General features: G+C 68.4%; 14 protein-coding genes. 9 read left to right on the top strand and 5 right to left on the bottom strand.

Features of this window, described 5'->3' with window-relative positions:
- The first annotated feature begins 204 nt into the window (after window positions 1-204).
- The 4 genes from AC3WOH_RS34175 to AC3WOH_RS34160 all read left to right on the top strand — a co-directional run bounded on the left by AC3WOH_RS34175 (window position 205) and on the right by AC3WOH_RS34160 (window position 2,995).
- Entirely contained in the window at window positions 205-801 is a 597-nt protein-coding gene (locus tag AC3WOH_RS34175; protein WP_492233778.1) for an MgtC/SapB family protein, read from the top strand.
- 331 nt (window positions 802-1,132) lie between these two features.
- Window positions 1,133-2,005 carry a DMT family transporter gene (locus AC3WOH_RS34170; protein ID WP_492233779.1) on the top strand — a complete coding sequence of 291 codons (873 nt, stop codon included), beginning with the start codon at window positions 1,133-1,135 and terminating at the stop codon, window positions 2,003-2,005.
- Between the two features lie 131 nt (window positions 2,006-2,136).
- Entirely contained in the window at window positions 2,137-2,379 is a 243-nt protein-coding gene (locus tag AC3WOH_RS34165) for a hypothetical protein (protein WP_492233777.1), read from the top strand.
- Between the two features lie 73 nt (window positions 2,380-2,452).
- Window positions 2,453-2,995: a DUF924 family protein gene (locus tag AC3WOH_RS34160; protein ID WP_492233776.1), complete on the top strand. Its 543-nt coding sequence runs from the start codon at window positions 2,453-2,455 to the stop codon at window positions 2,993-2,995.
- Here the strand turns inward: AC3WOH_RS34160 and AC3WOH_RS34155 are convergent.
- The 3 genes from AC3WOH_RS34155 to AC3WOH_RS34145 all read right to left on the bottom strand — a co-directional run bounded on the left by AC3WOH_RS34155 (window position 2,992) and on the right by AC3WOH_RS34145 (window position 6,217).
- Complete coding sequence (locus AC3WOH_RS34155) at window positions 2,992-3,765, bottom strand: fumarylacetoacetate hydrolase family protein (RefSeq protein ID WP_492233775.1); 774 nt, start codon at window positions 3,763-3,765, stop codon at window positions 2,992-2,994. The two genes, AC3WOH_RS34160 and AC3WOH_RS34155, sit on opposite strands and share 4 nt — an antisense overlap.
- Window positions 3,766-3,770: 5 nt before the next feature.
- Window positions 3,771-4,754 (bottom strand): Bug family tripartite tricarboxylate transporter substrate binding protein, encoded by a 984-nt coding sequence (locus tag AC3WOH_RS34150; RefSeq protein WP_492233774.1) that lies wholly within the window; start codon window positions 4,752-4,754, stop codon window positions 3,771-3,773.
- Window positions 4,755-4,975: 221 nt separating this feature from the next.
- The gene (locus AC3WOH_RS34145; protein WP_492233773.1) at window positions 4,976-6,217 is read right to left on the bottom strand and encodes a pyridoxal-phosphate-dependent aminotransferase family protein; all 1,242 of its coding nucleotides are present in this window, start codon (window positions 6,215-6,217) and stop codon (window positions 4,976-4,978) included.
- A 122-nt stretch (window positions 6,218-6,339) separates the two neighbouring features.
- On the opposite strand from AC3WOH_RS34145, the gene AC3WOH_RS34140 reads away from it, so the two are divergent.
- The 4 genes from AC3WOH_RS34140 (at window position 6,340) to AC3WOH_RS34125 (ending at window position 12,341) form a co-directional block, all read left to right on the top strand.
- Complete coding sequence (locus AC3WOH_RS34140; RefSeq protein WP_492233772.1) at window positions 6,340-7,038, top strand: GntR family transcriptional regulator; 699 nt, start codon at window positions 6,340-6,342, stop codon at window positions 7,036-7,038.
- Window positions 7,039-7,049: 11 nt separating this feature from the next.
- A complete protein-coding gene (locus AC3WOH_RS34135; RefSeq protein WP_492233771.1) occupies window positions 7,050-10,097 on the top strand; it encodes an FAD-binding and (Fe-S)-binding domain-containing protein in 3,048 nt (1,015 codons plus the stop codon).
- Between the two features lie 207 nt (window positions 10,098-10,304).
- Window positions 10,305-11,864, top strand: a complete 1,560-nt coding sequence (locus AC3WOH_RS34130; RefSeq protein ID WP_492233770.1) for a serine hydrolase domain-containing protein — start codon at window positions 10,305-10,307, stop codon at window positions 11,862-11,864.
- Window positions 11,865-11,897: 33 nt separating this feature from the next.
- Window positions 11,898-12,341, top strand: a complete 444-nt coding sequence (locus tag AC3WOH_RS34125; protein ID WP_492233769.1) for a DUF6389 family protein — start codon at window positions 11,898-11,900, stop codon at window positions 12,339-12,341.
- A gap of 42 nt (window positions 12,342-12,383) precedes the next feature.
- Here the strand turns inward: AC3WOH_RS34125 and AC3WOH_RS34120 are convergent, their stop codons facing one another.
- Together AC3WOH_RS34120 and AC3WOH_RS34115 are read right to left on the bottom strand one after the other, a co-directional pair.
- Window positions 12,384-12,779, bottom strand: coding sequence for a hypothetical protein (locus tag AC3WOH_RS34120; protein WP_492233768.1), 396 nt, complete (start codon window positions 12,777-12,779; stop codon window positions 12,384-12,386).
- A gap of 164 nt (window positions 12,780-12,943) precedes the next feature.
- Window positions 12,944-13,882, bottom strand: coding sequence for a M14 family metallopeptidase (locus AC3WOH_RS34115; RefSeq protein WP_492233767.1), 939 nt, complete (start codon window positions 13,880-13,882; stop codon window positions 12,944-12,946).
- 146 nt (window positions 13,883-14,028) lie between these two features.
- On the opposite strand from AC3WOH_RS34115, the gene AC3WOH_RS34110 reads away from it, so the two are divergent.
- Window positions 14,029-17,133, top strand: a complete 3,105-nt coding sequence (locus tag AC3WOH_RS34110; RefSeq protein ID WP_492233766.1) for a WD40 repeat domain-containing protein — start codon at window positions 14,029-14,031, stop codon at window positions 17,131-17,133.
- Window positions 17,134-17,280 lie beyond the last annotated feature (147 nt).

The following is a 17,280-nucleotide window of genomic DNA, read 5'->3' as shown; positions in this document are numbered from 1 at the left end:
TTCTTTGCCTTCTTTCTTTTGGCGACGCAAAAGAAAGAAGGTGCGCCGCCGGGCGCACATCCCGGCCTCCGCCCTCAGCAGAGGCAAACAGCAACCATCGTGCAGGACGTCGGCCCCGTCCTACCCCCGATACCGCTTCCAGCCTCTGGCGCCCCTCAAACCTGAGGAGCACATTGACGCCAGCCCCAACAAGACAGCCCTCCCATGACCGAAGCCCACACCTCCGCCCCCTGGTGGCACCAGGTCACCACCACCGTGACCGAAGAATTCTCCGACGTCCCTGACGCCGGCGAAGCCACCCGCATCGTCGTGCGCCTGGCCGTCGCCGCCGTACTGGGCGGCCTGCTCGGCTGGGAACGTGAGCATGCGGGCAAGGCCGCGGGCATACGCACGCACATGCTGGTGGCCATGGGCGCGGCGCTGTTCGTGCTGGTGGCGCAGCAGGTCGGGATCAGCGCGGCCGACAACAGCCGGGTGATCCAGGGCATCGTCGCGGGCGTGGGTTTTCTGGGTGCGGGCACCATCCTCAAGGGCGATGCGGAGCACCAGGTCAAGGGCCTGACCACGGCCGCCGGCATCTGGCTCACGGCAGCCATCGGCGTGGCCGCGGGCCTGGGGCGCGAGGTCACGGCCGTTCTGAGCGCGGTGCTGGCGCTGGCCGTGCTGTGGGCCATTCCCCTGGTGCACGATGCGGCCGAAGGCAAAGGACCACAACAGCGCCCACCGCGCAGCGACAGCGGCGACGACAATAAAAAGCACCAACCCAGCGGCGGGAAGAGCAGTGTCCATGCGGCAGACTGAGTGACCGCCTGAGTGCATGGCGGGCTGGCGAACAGGGATCCTGGGGCCCCATCGCACGGCAATCCCCCTGGCAGCAGGCCTGCAGCAGCAGTGCGCTACACTTTTTGCACAACACCCTTGTGCACAAGCCCCCTGCCTGCCCACCCGGTGCAGGGCGCCGCAAGCCCACGGCCGGCAACCCCCATCCCACGACGATCGATCTTCGCCATGACGCCACGCACCGCCCCGAAGCCCGCTGCACCCGCCGCCGCCCTGCCGACCGCCGGAGCCCGCGGTGGCTGAGCCGTCCAGCACCACCCCTGAGCACCTGCCCGCCACCGCCCCGGCCGCGATGTCGGCCAACCTGCGCGGCATCATCGCCATGTGCGCGGCGGTCGGGTTCTTCTCCATCATGGATGCGCTGCTCAAGACCCTGTCGGGCCACTACCCGGCCATGCAGGTCGCCTCCATGCGCGGCCTGGCTGCCCTGCCCCTGGTCACTCTCTACGTGCTGTGGCGCGGCGAGGCACGCGGCCTGCTCAAGGTGCGCTGGCCGCTGCACCTGCTGCGCGGGGCCATCAACATCAGCATGCTGGCGCTGTTCGCCTTTGCGCTGCGCGAGCTGGGCCTGGCCGAGGCTTACACGCTTTTCTTCATCGCGCCGCTGCTGATCACGGCCCTGTCCACCGTGGTGCTGGGCGAGAAGGTGCGCGGCGCGCACTGGATCGCCATCGTGCTGGGCATGGTGGGCGTGGTCGTGGCCCTGCGCCCCAGCCAGGAGGCCATGTTCTCCGTGGGGGCGCTCGCGGTGCTGGGCGCGGCCACGGGCTATGCCGTCTCGGCCATCACCGGGCGATTGCTCACGCGCACCGATTCGAGCGCCAGCCTGGTCTTCTGGACCACGGCCCTGCTGGCCCTGGGCGCCACGGCGCTGGCCGCGCCGAACTGGGTCGCACTCGACTCCGCCCACTGGCTGCTCGTGGCTGCCATGGGCATCACCGGCTTTCTGGGCCAGCTGGCGATCACCGAGGCCTTCCGCCATGGCCAGGCCTCGGTCGTGGCGCCCTTCGAGTACACCGCCCTGGCCTGGGGCATGGGGCTGGACTGGGTGCTGTGGCAGGCCGTGCCGGGGGCCTCCACGCTGATCGGTGGGGCCATCATCATCGGCAGCGGGCTGTACCTGGTGCGCACGGAGCGCAACCAGCAGGCGGTGCTGCCCCCCTGAGGGCCATCCACGGCAACAGCAGCGCTTGGCCCGCGTGGCAGCGGGCTGTGGTCTGACAGTGCCGACCCGCCCCCGGCGCTGTAATGGGAGCATGCCAACAGCGGCCCCGTGGCCGCAAGGATGATGAACCCATGAAACAACACCAGCCCCAAGCCCGCACGCAGCACGCCACCATCCGTGGCCATGTGACGTTCACGCCCGGCGACGGTGCACCCATCGCCATCCCCGAAGGCCCGGTGGAACTGGTCACCGCGCCCGATAGCACCACCCTGAGCTGGACCACCGAGGACGATGCCGCCGGCTCGGCCGCCATCCCCAAGGACCAGTACAACCAGTACGTCAAGGACGGCAAGATCCGGTTGACCAGGCATTGAGACAGCGATCCATTCGGATCGCTCCACATGCGCCCTATCATGGGCGCATCTTTTATTGGAGCGGCCCATTTCCATGCATGCTGACGAAGACGTTCTCCACTTCTGGTTCCAGGAACTCACGCCCAACCAGCATTTCATGCAGGACGATGCGCTCGACCACCGCATCACCGAACGCTTCGGCGCGACGCTGGCCGCCGCGCGCCAGTGTGAGCTGTCGTCCTGGCGCGCCTCCCCGGAGGGCCGGCTGGCCGAGATCATCGTGCTCGACCAGTTCTCGCGCAACATCCACCGCAACATGCCGGGCGCCTTCGCGCAGGATGCGCAGGCCCTGACCCTGGCGCAGGAACTGGTGGCCAGCGGCCAGCACAAGGCCCTGCCGGTGGCGCAGCGGGCCTTTGCCTACATGCCCTACATGCACAGCGAGTCGCTGGCCATCCACACCCAGGCGATGGAGCTTTTTGACCAACCGGGGCTGGAGAACAACCTGGCCTTTGAGATCAAGCACCGCGACATCATTGCGCGCTTCGGCCGCTACCCGCACCGCAACCACGTGCTGGGGCGCGTATCGACGGCCGAGGAAACCGAGTTCCTCACACAGCCCGGTTCGTCGTTCTAGAGTTGCAGCGAGGCACTGCCCACGCCATCGAATTCCACGCCTACCCTCTCGCCCGGCGTGGCCGGCAGCAGGCCCACCCACGAACCCGTGGTCACCACGGTACCGGCCGCCACCGTGGCGCCGTTGCGCGTGGCGTGCTGCAGCCAGGTGGGCAGCAGCCAGGCCGGGTCGGCCAGCGGGTGCGTGCCCGTGCGCACCACGGGCTCGCGCGTGCCGATGCGGGTGACGCAACGCTGCACGGCCCAGTCGCGCACCACATAGGGCACCCAGTCGCCCAGCACCAGCGCGCCGTGCGACTGCAGATCGGCCAGGCGCAGCAAGGCCGGGGCGTCGCCGCCCTCCTGCCAGCGCGAATCCACGATCTCGATGGACACGGCCATGGCATCGACGAACATGCCAGCCGTCTCCGGCGTCAGCGCCGCCGCCTGCGCGGGCGACACCGGCTGGCCCAGGCGCAACGCGACCTCGGATTCGATACCGATGGTGTGAAAGCGCATGTCTGCATAGTCCGCCGGGCTGCTGCGCACGCCCGCAGGCGGCAGCGGCGCATGCGTGAGCACGGCCTGGCGGTTGGGGCCGCCCGACTTCCAATGGCGCGCCGGCCCGGGCGGAAACCAGCCCATGGCCTGGGCCACGGCCTCCTGCACAGCATAGGCCGCAGGCGCATCGGCCAGCGCCCCGCCCCAGGGCAAGGCACTGATGGTGCGGCCCGCCTGCCAGGCAGCCACCAGGGCGTGGGTCAATCCGGTTGTCGGGTCCTGTTCAGCCATCGTGTCTAACTCTCTACCTTGACGTTACCGTCCTTCACCACCTTACCCCACTTGGCAATCTCGGTGGCGATGAAGTCCTTGAATTTGTCGCGCGTTCCGCCGCCGTCTTCGGCACCGTAGGTGTCCAGGCGCTCCTGCACGTCGGGCATGGCCAGCACCGTGTTCACATCGCGGTTGATCTTGTCGGCCACGGCCGATGGTAGCTTGCCCGGCCCCGCCAGCCCGTACCAGGTGGTGGCCTCGAAGCCCTGGAATCCCTGCTCCTGCATGGTCGACACCCCCGGGTGGCCCTTGGCGCGCTTGGTGCGCGTCTGCGCCACGGCAGCCACCTTGCCGCTCTTCACGTGCGGCGTGGCGGCCGTCATGGTCTCGAAGCAGTACTGGATCTGGTTGCCCATGAGGTCGGCCAGTGCGGGCGCACTGCCCTTGTAGGGCACATGCAGTGCATCCACGCCCGCCTGCAGCTTGAACATCTCCAGCGCCAGGTGCTGGGCCGAGCCCGGGCCCGCCGAGCCGAAGCTCACCTTGCCGGGATCGGCCTTGCAGAGCGCCACGATCTCCTTGACGGTCAAGGCCTTCTGCCCCGGCCCCGCGATCAGCAGGTTGGGCGTGACGCCCACCATCACGATGGGCACGAAGTCGCGCTGCACGTCGTAGCGCAGCTTGGGCTGCAGGCTGGGGGCCAGCGCATGGCTGTTGATGTGGGCCATCAGCAAGGTGCTGCCGTCGCTGGGCTGCTGGGCCACGTACTCGGCCGCCAGCACGCCCGAGACACCGGCCTTGTTCTCCACGATGACCGACTGCTTCCACATGCTCGACAGCTTGGTCGCCACCACGCGCGCCAGCGCATCGGTGCCGCCGCCGGGGGGAAAGCCCACGATGATGCGCACCGGGCCGCTCGGCCACTCCTGCGCGAACAGGCGCGGGGCGCCGAGCGTGGCCGCCGCCGCGCCCGCGGACTGGATCAGGGAACGTCTCTTCATCATCATCGCTTGTCTCCTTCGTTGGCCTTTTTTTGTGCAGGCCGGGTTGAATGAACTCAGCACATCACGCCCCGGCCGCATGCGTGCACGGCCAGTGGCAAAAAGAAAACACGGGGTCGATCGGTCCTTGCGGCACCAGCGGCCGCAAGCGGGAGAGAGATAAACGCAGAGGCGACCGGCGCCTCCGCAGGCGCCGGCCGGTCAGTCCGTCATGAAGGCGCGCAGGCTCAGGCGGCCTTCTTCAGCGCCGCAGGCGCCGCATGGCTGGCGAAGTAGTCCATGCTGGCCTGCACACCGCTGCCGGCCAGGGCCACGCCCGAAAGCTTGAGCCCCATCTCCACGCCCGCCACCATGGCAATCAGCGTGAGGTCGTTGCTGTCCCCCAGATGGCCCATGCGGAACATGCGGCCCTTGAGCTTGCCCAGGCCCGTGCCCAGTGACAGGTCGAAACGCTGGTGGATGAGCCGGCGCAGGGCATCGGCGTCCACGCCCTCGGGCGTGATCACACCGGTGAGCACGGGCGAGTACACCGCCGGGTCGGCGCACTGGATGGGCAGGCCCCAGGCGTTGACGGCGGCGCGCACGCCCGCACCCCAGCGCTGGTGGCGCGCGAAGACGTTCTCCAGCCCCTCGGCGAGCAGCATGTCGATGGCTTCGGACAGGCCGTACAGCAGGTTGGTGTTGGGCGTGTAGGGCCAGTAGCCGTCCTTGTTCATCTCCACGATCTCATCCCAGGCCCAGAAGGCACGCGGCAGCGTGGCCTTCTTCGAGGCTTCCAGCGCACGTGGCGACAGCGCGTTGAAGCTGATGCCCGGTGGCAGCATCAGGCCCTTTTGGGATCCGCTGATGGTCACGTCCACACCCCATTCGTCGTGGCGGAAGTCGGCGCTGGCCAGGCCGGAGATGCTGTCCACCATCAACAGGGCCGGGTGGCCCGCCGCGTCGATGGCCTTGCGCACCGAAGCGATGTCGGAGGTGACGCCCGTGGAGGTCTCGTTGTGCACCACGCACACGGCCTTGATCTTGCGTTCGGTGTCCTTGCGCAGGCGCGCCTCGATCAGGTCGGCCTGCACGCCGCGGCGCCAGCCGCCGGCCAGGGGCAGGTGCTCGTCCTTGCCCTCCCAGGCCAGGAACTCGGTGGAGATACCGAGGCGCGTGGCCATCTTCTGCCACAGCGAGGCGAAGTGCCCGGTCTCGAACATCAGCACATGGTCACCCGCGCTCAGGGTGTTGGACAGGGCTGCCTCCCAGGCTCCCGTGCCCGATGCGGGGTAGATCGCCACGGGGTGGCGCGTCTGGAAGATCTTCTGGATGCCCGAGAGCACCTTGAGGCCCAGGGCGCCGAACTCAGGGCCCCGGTGGTCGATGGTGGGCAGGCTCATCGCCCGCAAAATGCGGTCTGGCACCGGGCTCGGGCCCGGGATCTGCAGGAAGTGGCGGCCGGTAGGGTGAAAGTCGAGTTGAAGCATGGTGCGTCCTTTCTTTCTTCAGTTTTGCATGCAAAAAACACAATTGCATGCGGGAATACCCTTAAATATAGCGATTGATCCGCCAATTTTTTGCATGCAAAATTCAAAACAGAAAGAACTTCATGGCTGAAATCATCGAAATCTCCCGCCTCGCGCTGCACGACCAGGTCGCCTCGCGGCTGCGCACCATGCTGGTGGAAGGCCAGATTGCGCCCGGCGCCAAGCTCAATGAGCGCGAGCTCAGCGAACAGCTGCGCGTGTCGCGCACCCCGCTGCGCGAGGCCATCAAGCTCCTGGGCGCCGAGGGCCTGGTGGACCTGCTGCCCAACCGCGGCGCCGTGGCCGTGAAGCTGACCGAGGCCGACGTGGTGAACACCTTCGAGGTGCTGGCCACGCTCGAAGGCATGTCGGGCGAGCTCGCGGCCCGGCGCATCCGCGACGAGGAACTGGCCGAGCTGCGCGCCCTGCACTACGAAATGATGGCCTGCTTCGCGCGGCGCGACCTGTCGGGCTACTACCGCATCAACGCCAGCATCCACACGGCCATCAACGAGGCGGCTGGCAACCCGGTGCTCACGGCCACCTACCGCTCCATCAACGCCCGCGTGCAGTCGCTGCGCTTTCGCACCAACCAGGACGAGGCCAAGTGGAAAGCCGCGGTGGCCGAACACGAACAGATGATCGAGGCCCTGGCCGCGCACGACGCCGAGGCCATGCGCCGGGTGCTTGTGGCCCATGTGCTGCGCAAGCGCGACACGGTGCTGGAGCTGCTGCGCGCGGGCGAGATCTACCCCCACCCCAAGCGGAACGCCAAAACCTAGGACCCCTTCCCATGCGCATCGAACCCGCCAGCAGCCTGCAGCCAGCCGGTACCACCCTGCCTCCCAACGAGACCTGCGAGGCCCTGGCACGGCGCCTGGCAGCCGAGACCGAGGGCGAGGTGCTGTTCGATGCCGCATCGCGCGGGCGCTATGCGACCGATGCCTCCATCTACCAGATCATGCCGGCCGGCGTGCTGGTGCCGCGCACCGAGCGCGACATCGCAACCGCCATCGCCATTGCGCGCGACCTCAAGGTGCCCGTGCTGCCGCGCGGCGGCGGCACCAGCCAGTGCGGCCAGACCACGGGTGCGGCCCTGGTGATCGACAACACCAAGCATTTCCGCAAGGTGCTGGCGCTGGATGCCGATGCCCGCACCGCGACGGTGGAGCCGGGCATTGTGCTCGACCACCTCAACGCCCAGCTCAAGCCCCACGGCCTGTGGTACCCGGTGGATGTGTCCACCAGCGCCCAGGCCACGCTGGGCGGCATGGCGGGCAACAACTCCTGCGGCTCGCGCTCGGTGGCCTACGGCAACATGGTGCACAACGTGCTGGGCGCCAGCGCCTGGCTGAGCGATGGCGAGCTGGTCGACTTCGGCCCGCAGGCCACGCTGGGCCCGCGCGCCAGCGCCATTGCGCAGCATGTGCACGCCCTGGCCCAGCAGCACCGCGGCGAGATTTCCGAGCGCTGGCCCAAGGTGATGCGCCGCGTGGCGGGCTACAACCTCGACATCTTCGACAACCAGAGCGAGAAGCCCTACACCGCCGACGGCAGCGTGAACCTGGCGCACCTGCTCATCGGCGCCGAGGGCACGCTGGCCTATACGCGCAGCCTGACCCTGAAGCTGAGCGAACTGCCGCGCGCCAAGGTGCTGGGCATCGTCAACTTCCCGAGCTTCCACAAGGCCATGGACTCGGCCCAGCACATCGTCAAGCTCGGCCCCACGGCGGTGGAGTTGGTGGACCGCACGATGATCGAGCTGGCGCTGGCCAACCCGGCTTTTCGCCCCACGGTGGAAACCGCCCTCATCGGCAAGCCTGAGGCGATCTTGCTCGTGGAGTTCTCGGGCGCCGACAAGGCGGCCTTGCTGCCGCAGCTGCGCCAACTGGTCGAATTGATGGGCGACCTGGGCATGCCCGGCAGCGTGGTCGAGATGCCCGACGAGGCCCCGCAGAAGAACCTCTGGGAGGTGCGCAAGGCGGGCCTGAACATCATGATGAGCCTCAAGGGCGACGGCAAGCCCGTGAGCTTCATCGAAGACTGCGCCGTGCCCCTGGAGCATCTGGCCGAGTACACCGACGGTCTGACCGAGGTGTTCGCCAAATACGGCAGCCGAGGCACCTGGTATGCGCATGCCTCGGTGGGCACGCTGCATGTGCGCCCCATCCTCGATATGCGCACCGATGGCGCCGCCAAGATGCGCGCCATTGCCGAAGAGGCCAGCGCCCTGGTGCGCAAATACAAAGGTGCCTTCAGCGGCGAGCATGGCGACGGCCTGTGCCGCGGCGAGTGGATCGAATGGCAGTTCGGCCCCGCGATCAACGAAGCCTTCCGCGCCATCAAGAACCATCTGGACCCGATTGGCCTGTTCAACCCCGGCAAAATCATCGACCCGCCCAAGATGGACGACGGCGCGCTGTTCCGCTTCGCGCCCGCCACGGCGCCCAGGCCCTACAAGCGCATCCCGCTGACGCCCGTGCTCGACTGGTCGGCCTGGAACGTGCAGGCCGACCCCGTGACCGAGGTGACCACCGCCCCGGGCACCGGCGGCGACGTGACCGGCGGCTTCGCCAAGGCCGTGGAGATGTGCAACAACAACGGCCACTGCCGCAAGTTCGACGCCGGCACCATGTGCCCCAGCTACCGCGTGACGCGCGACGAGCAGCACCTGACGCGCGGCCGCGCCAACACCCTGCGCCTGGCCGTGTCGGGCCAGCTCGGTCCCGACGCCTTCACCAGCGAGGCGATGCACGACACCATGGACCTGTGCGTGGGCTGCAAGGGCTGCAAGCGCGACTGCCCCACGGGCGTGGACATGGCCAGGATGAAGGTCGAGTTCCTCGCCCACTACAAGCGCAAGCACGGCCACACGCTCAAGGACAAGCTGGTCGCCCACCTGCCCGCCTATGCGCGCACGGCCAGCCATTTCGCCTGGCTGCTCAATCTGCGCAACACCGTGCCCGGCGCCGCCTGGCTGGGCGAAAAGCTGCTGGGCTTCTCCGCCAGGCGCTCACTGCCAGCCTGGCGCGCGGACACCTTCTGGCGCGCCAAGGATGCATCGCTGTTCGCCAGCCGGGACGACACCATCGCCGCCGCCCAGGCCGGCCGCAAGGCCGCCGTGCTGTTCGTGGACACCTTCAACGGCACCTTCGAGAGCGAGAACGCCCTGGCCGCCGCGCGCGTGCTGCACGCCGCCGGCTATGTGCTGCACACGGTCGAAAAGGGCGACGGCAGCCACCACTGCTGCGGCCGCACCTACCTGGCCACCGGCATGGTCGACGAAGCCAAGGCGCGCGCCGGTGCCCTCATCGACGCCCTGCTCCCCCTGGCCCAGGCCGGCGTGGCCATCGTGGGGCTGGAGCCCTCGTGCCTGCTCACCCTGCGCGACGAGGCCCTGGTGATGGGTCTGGGCGACAAGGCCGTGGTGGTGTCACAACAGGCCCTGCTGTTCGAGGAATTCCTGGCCCACGAAGCCAAGGCCGGGCGATTCGCCCCAAGGCTCAAGCCCGCCGGAAAGCCCATCCTGCTGCACGGCCACTGCCACCAGAAGGCCTTCGGCGCCGTGCCGCCCATCCTGGAGGTGCTGCGCCTGATCCCCGAAGCCCAACCCGAGCTCATCGAAAGCTCCTGCTGCGGCATGGCCGGCAGCTTTGGCTACGAGGCCTCGCACTACGAGGTGTCCATGCAGATGGCCGAGGCGGCGCTGCTGCCCGCGGTGCGCAAGAGCCCCCATGCCATCGTGGTGGCCGACGGGACGAGCTGCCGGCACCAGATTGCGGATGGCGCCCAGCGCGAAGCGGTGCATGTGGCCAAGCTGCTGGACAGCCTCAGGGTGTAGGCCTGCGGTTGGCGCCACCGCGTTGGCACCATACCCAGGGGACTGATGGCACCCCATTCATGGTGCCATCGCCCAGATCCAGCGCCAGTTACCGAATAAGGCTTGCTTTCGCAGGAGAGCCGCTTCAACAATCAGGTCTTTCGGCGCCCTGGTGTCCAGGTGAGCGGGGCTGTGTCGCCGCTCTTGCAACCGGTCAAAGGAGCTCCCTTGGATTCATCGCTTGCGAACGCATTCTGCTCGTCCGCCCCCCGCCACTGGGCAACAAGTGCCGCGCTGGCGGCGATTCTGGGTCTCAGTGCTTGCGGTGGAGGGAGCGGGGGAGACGGCAACACGGGCAACAGCAACGCCCAGCTGCCCGCACGCGAGGCCCTGATCGCCCGCGCCCAGGCACTCGAACTCAATACCCCCTACGTGCCGCCCCCGGGCGATGCGCTGGAACACCAAACCGCCGGCTACGCCAAGACCATGTGCTCGGCCGTGTTCATCACCGGGCTGGACCCCGACGTGGCTGCCGAGAGCGTGGGCTACTTCACCGGCCCGTACGAGCAGCGCAAGCGCGTGGGCAAGCCGGTGGTGGACCGCGAGCGCAGGGAGGTGCGCATCGCCATTCCGGGCGGCCCGACCCTGGTCGCGCGCCAGCATGGATCGCAGGGCTGCACCACCCTGCCACCGGGTCAGGATGGCGTGTTCTTCACCCCCAAAGCCGTGCGCAGCACCCTGCCCGATGCAAGCACCCTGCCCTGGCCCATGGGCGACGTGCTGCCCTCCGAGGTGCCCTCGGGCTATGACCCCGGCCGAGTGGGCCAGGCGGTGGCGGCCGCCTTCTCAGCGCCCGAGGCGTATACCGCAGCCTTTGTGGTCACCTACAAAGGCCGTGTCATCGGCGAGCGCTACATGCCTGGCATCACGCCAGCCACGCCGCTGGAATCCTGGTCCATGGGCAAGAGCGTGGTGGCCACGCTGATGGGCGTGCTCATGCGCCAGGGCGAATACCGGCTCGACCAGCCCGCCCCCATTCCCGAATGGCAGACCACAGGCGACCCGCGTCAGCAGATCCGCATCGCCGACATCCTGCACATGTCCAGCGGCCTGCGCATCAAAGCGCCGGACGACCCGGACTTCGACCCCGCCGGCACCTACCCCGACCACACCTACCTCTACACCGGGCGCGTCAACTCGTTCAACTATGCGGCCACGCGGCCTCAGCAGTGGCCACCCAACACCGTGGGCCGCTACCGCAACACCGACCCGGTGCTGGCCAGCTACCTGGTGCGCCTGGCGGTGGAAAAGCGCGGCGAGGACTATCTGGCCTTCCCGCAACGCAACCTGTTCGACAAGATCGGCATCCGCTCCATGGTGATGGAGACCGACCCCTATGGCAACTTCCTCACCCAGGGCTACGAGTACATGGCCGCGCGCGACTGGGCGCGGCTGGGCAACCTGTACCTGCAGGACGGCGTGTGGAACGGTGAACGCATCCTGCCCGAGGGCTTCGTCAATTTCGTGAGCACGGTGGCCCCCGCCTGGGCGGCCGACAAGCGCCCCATCTACGGCGGCTTCTTCTGGTTGAACGGCACCGGCACCTTCCCGGCACTGCCCACCTCGGCGTACTACATGCTTGGGGCTGGCGGGCAGGTCGTGATCATCGTCCCTTCGCACGATCTGGTGGTCGTGCGCATGGGCTTCGACAAGGGTGAGCGCTATTCGGGTGTGGGCCTGCAGCGGGCGCTCGCGCTGCTCATGGAGGGGCTGCCGCGCGCGCGATAGGCTCGGGTAGCCACAAGCCTCTGTGCATCCGCCATGACCCAGCAAGACTATGCCCAGGCCGTGAATGCGGTGCTCGACCGCCATACGGACCAGGCCGCCGCCCAGTTGCGCCGCGCGCTCGATGCCCTGCCGGACAGGGCCCGCGGGGTGACGCTCGACGTCCTCGTGGACCAGGGCGACGAGGGGTTCCTCACGGTGCGCGTGGGCCTCGAGGGGCCGGACCTCTACGTGCTCAACAAGGCCATCGCGGCCCACGCCTACCTGTTCGACACGACCATGCACGGCGATGGGCTGCATCCGGGCCTGCCCCTGATGGGCGGCGACGCCGAATTCCCCGTCGGCCATGTGCTGGCCGATACCGCGGCCCGGTGGCTCCAGGGGGTCTGGCAAGCGGCCAGGCACCCCGCCAGGGGATTGCCCGTGCGCATCGACTCGCCGCAAGGGCATGGACGGTGGCTGCCAGTGGTGCTGCAGTAGCGGCGAGCAAGTGGCCCCCGCAACCCCGAAGCCAGCCAGCGCTCAGGCGGCAGCAGGTGTACCAGGGCTGGTCTTGCTGCGCTTGAGCAGCGCAATCAGCAGGTGAATCCCCACCCCCAGGGCCACCAGCACCAGCGCTCCCACGCCCCACACGGCCCAGGCCAGCACCGAGATGGCACCCGAGAGCGCGGGCACGGTTTCCAACGCCGACTGGAGGACCGGGCCGATGGAAGCGAGCACCGACCCGAACTCCTGCACCAGCGCGGGCGGCAGCCAGATGGACAACCAGTCGGGCAGTACGACCTTGTCGACCACGGCGGGGCCGCTGCCGGTCAGGGCACCCGCGCCCGACACCGCCCACAGCGTCAGCGCATGGGCGCTCCAGCAGGCCAGGGACCACAGGGCCAGTGCGAGAAACCAGCTGATGGCGTAAAACATGGAGGAATCGTCCTTTCTCAAGATGGCAAGCAAGCCCTGGAGTATGGGCAAGCGTCCGAGAAAGAAACACCAGTCGCGGGCGAAACGTGATTCCTTTTTTTACGAACCTATTTCACCCACAAAAACAGCAAAAAACGAAATTCCGATCAATCACCGGAGGGACCTCAGAGCGGCCGCGTCAGGTACACCGCCTCTCGCCCCACGATGGGTTCGCGCGTGGGCATCATCACTGTGCAGTCGTCGCACAGCGCGCGGATCTCCACGGTGCCGTCGGTGGCGATGAGCTCGCCCTTGGCAAAGGTTTCGAAACCTTGCAGCGGGCGGGTGAAGGCGAAGTCGGGCGTGAGCACCATGCAGGTCTCGAGCAGCTCGAAGCGGCGCTGCGGGCCGGGGGCTGCGCGGTCGGCACGCGGCGCGATCAGGCCGAAATGGGCAATGAAGTCCTGCGCCACCTGGGTTGCGAGGTCGGCCGCCGACTGCAAAAAGTGCTGGCCGCATTCGACCACCATGGCCACGCCGGCATCGCCCAGGGCCTGGCCATGGCGGCCATGCTGGATCAGCGGGGTGCCCGAGCCCAGGCCGTTGGGCATGACCATGTGCACAGGCGGCAGGCCGATGGCCATGGCGGCTTCGGCGTTGCGCGCGTACGCAGGGTAGACCCAGAAGGGCTGTACGTCCTGGCTGGTCGAGTGGATGTCGAGGATGTGGTCGGCCGCTGCCACCACGGGGCGCAGCTCGCGCGCGCGGCGCAGTTCGGGGCTGTCATCGCTGCCGTCGAGTTCGGCGGCGGACCACACGCGGTTGAGGTTGTGCACCAGCTGGCGGCTCTCGAACGGGCGGGACTCGTCGAAGGACTCGTAGGCCGCCACGTTGGCGAAGCTGATGGTCAGCGTGCCGATGAGCGGGCGCACGCCGCTGTCGAGCAGGTGCGTGGCGGCGACCATGCCGCAGATCTCGTTGCCGTGGGTGAGCGCATTGACCAGCACATGGGGGCCGGGCTTGCCCGATTCGAAGCGGTGCACATAGTCGATGCCGACATTGCCCTTGCGGTAGGCGGACAGGTCACGGGGCAGCACTTCAAACGCGGGCGGGTTCTGGCTCATGGCGGGAATGGAGGGTTTAACTAATAAGACAACACATCATTGTCGGCCCAAACGGCCGTGCCTGCACGGCCTGTTGCACCGGCCGCCGGCGGCATGCCCGCGGTGTACGATGCCCGCCGACTGTTGCCCCTTGCCCTGAAAGCACCATGCCCAGCCTGCCAAGCCTGCGTTTCGTCCCCCTGGCCGAAGTGGCCCACCTGCTGCCTGCCGACAACCCCCTGGCCGAGCGCCTGCGCTCGGCGCCCGAGGACTTCGAGGGCGAAACTGCGGCCTGTATCAGCGGCGATGTGCAATGGGCCGAGCTGCACCTGGACACCCCGCTTGTGGCCGATGGCGACCTGCAGCGGTTGGCCCAGGCCCAGCCCACCCCCGTGGCCCTGCCCCGGCGCGCTCCGTACCTGGTGCTGGTGGAAGGCGGCTTGGCCATCGGCGGCGCGCTCACAGCCAGCGACATCTACGGCACCACGCACCTGATCGTGCGGGGTGACCTGCAGGTGCAGCATGCCGTGCTCGGCGGGCAGTGGCTGTATGTGCAGGGGGCGTGCACGGTGGCCGGCCTGCTCTGGGGCCATAGGCGCCATGGCGGGCTGCAGGTGGACGGCGACCTCACGGCGCAGGTGGCGCTGTTCACCGACGCATACCCCGTGCAGGTGGCCGGTCGCGAGCAGGTGGAGTTCCTGCTCGACGAAGTGCGCGGCGGGCCCAGTCTGGCGGAGTTTTCGAGCGAGATCGCGGGCCTGGTGTTCCTGCCTGAGTACTTCGATGGCATCGACGATGGCACGGACGGCATCGGCGACCTGCTCGAGCGCGACCGGGTGGTGGCCGCCGTGCGCGCCGGCGACAGCCCCGTGCGCGCGAGCGCCGACATCCATGCCGACCTGCCCCTGGCCAGCGACCTGTTTGCCGACGAAGCCATCAGCGTGGCCAACATCCTCGCGGTGGTGAATTCGCCCATCGTCACGCACAAGGAGAAGAAGGCACCGGGCTGGTTCGGGCAGACCGACTTCTCGCTGTGCCGCCGGCATGTGGATGCCGAAGGCGACCAGCGCGATGACAACGTGTTCATCACCGTCTGGAAGACCTGGGATTTCTATCTCTCGGTGGAGCACGAGCCCACGCGCAAGGGCCTGCTGGCGCGGCTGGCGGCCGCGGTGCTGCGCAAGCCCATTCCCTTCACCGAGGTCACCACGCTGCTCTACCGTGGCTATACCGAGGGCACGGCCGATGGCTGGAAGGTGCTGGACGCCGAGGCCCCGGCCGAGGCGCGCGAGGCCGGCACGAAGGCCTGGCGCGGCGTGCTCGACTATGTGCGCCGCGCCGTGGGCCAGTCGCGCGCCGGCTACCCGCTGCACCACCGCCTGCAGGCAGAACTCACGCCGCGGCGCATCGAGCAGTTCACGGGCATCCCCTACTTCACCGAGGAATTCAACGACTGGTGGGACAGCGACAAGAACGGCGACTGGCATGGCGACGTGTGGGTGGGCGCACGCCAGCCCTGCCTGCACGAGGGCGAGCCCTATGGCCGCGCACTCAAGCTCAGCTGGGAGAACGGCGAGGCACGGCCGGGCGACGATTCGGACGACGCCCATGCCGCCTACCAGCTCGACATCGACGAGGCGCGCAGCGGCCCGCCGCGGGTGGAGTTCAAATACACCCAGCGCCAGAGCGAGGCCAAGGCCGCGCTGCCGCGCGGCGCGGTGGACCACATCGCGCGCCTGCTGCGCCTGTACGCGCAGGTGGAGGCAGCGATCCAGGGCCGGCACGAGAAGCAACAGGCCGAGCGGGCCGAGGCCCGGCGCATCGAGGCCGCCGTGCGCCTGCTGGCCACGCCCCCGCTGGCACCCGACCTGCCCGATGCCGCCGTGTTCCCGGCCGATCTGATGCTGCTGTCCGAGCAATGGCAGAGCGGCGGCGAAGGCTATGTGGCCGCCATCCGCGCCCACCAGTTCGCCATGGCGGCACACGCCCATCAGACCGACAGTGACACCGACGGCGAAGAGGACGAAGACCCGCCCACGGACGACCTGCCGGAAGATCCGCGCAAGGCCAGCGCCCCCACCGTGCTGCAACTGGCGCGCGTGGTGAATCGCCATGGCGACGAGGCGCTGGCCGAGCGCTTTCGCCAGCGCTTTGCCTTTGCCCCGGATGCCTTTGTGCGCACGGCTGCCAAGGCCGGGCAGTTCATCGGCCCGGCCTTTCTGCTGGCGGACGGGCGCATGCTGGCGCGCATCGGCCCCACCTACAGCGACAGCGTGCACTGGGTGCAGATCGAGGGCACGGCCGTGACCCCGCTGCCCGCGCTGCAGGGCCTGGGGCGTTCGGCCGACGGGCAATGCTTTGCCCAGAGCGATGGCACGCACCTCACCACGCACCGGGGCTTTGGCGGCCCGCAGATCGCGCAGTGGCCGCTGCCGCACGGCAACGAAGGCATTCCCGAATCCATGGGCCTGGTGGGCGGCGCGCTGGGCCGGCGCTGCGACGAGATCATCCCCTTCAACGACGGCCAGCGCGTGCTGCTGCGCAACCCCACGGGCATCTACCTGCTGGGCGCCGGCCAGGGCGCGCAGCGGCTGCACCCGCAGGAGTTCGACGAGGGCGAGGACGACGAGGACGACGGTGGCCCCTACACCTGGCCCAAGAACCACGAGGATGCGGCCGAGGGCGAGCCCGCAGGCCAGTTGCTGTCCATGGACATGCTGCACATGGCCCTGTCACCCGATGAGCGCTTCATCGCCGTGGGTGACCAGGACAGCACACACATTCTGCTCGATGCGGCAGGCCACCCGGTGCGCACGCTCGAAACGCAGTCCTCCTACCCGCACCACGCGCGCTTCTCGCACGACGGCGCGCGGCTGTGGTTCAACTCCTGCCACCTGTACAACGGCATCACCATCGCCACGGCGGTGGAGGCGGCCGACGATGCCGAGGGCACGGTGGTCGATGCGCAGTGGCGTGTCTATGCCTCGGCCACGCTGCCCGGCCAGGTGGTCATGGGCGATGCCGATGGCTACCTCCACGCCCTGGACGACGAAGGCCGCACGCTGTGGCGCCACCATGTGGGCAGCAGCATCAGCGCGATCGAGGCGTCGCCCGACGGCAGCACGCTGCTCGTGGGCAGCTACGGCGGCTACCTGGCCGTGCTGGAACGCAAGGAGACGGGGCTGGACCCCTACTCCATCGGCACCTCGCCCTACACCGAAGTGCGCCGCTGGATTTTCTGGAGCAGCGAGGACGCACCACTGCGCTGGTGAGCAGCCACGCCTGCGGCGGGCCGCTCATACGGATTCGCATTCGACCGTATAACTAGGGCCTGTTCACACTAATTTCGGGGATCGCGTTGCCCGGACTGGGGGCTGGATGCTAGGCGCCCGCGTGCAGCAAGGTAGGAACCTTGCCAG

It is taken from the genome of Acidovorax sp. FW305-C-20-28, from assembly GCF_058783375.1.
Note: the sequence above shows the minus strand (reverse complement) of the source record. Positions and strands in the feature narration are given on the sequence as shown.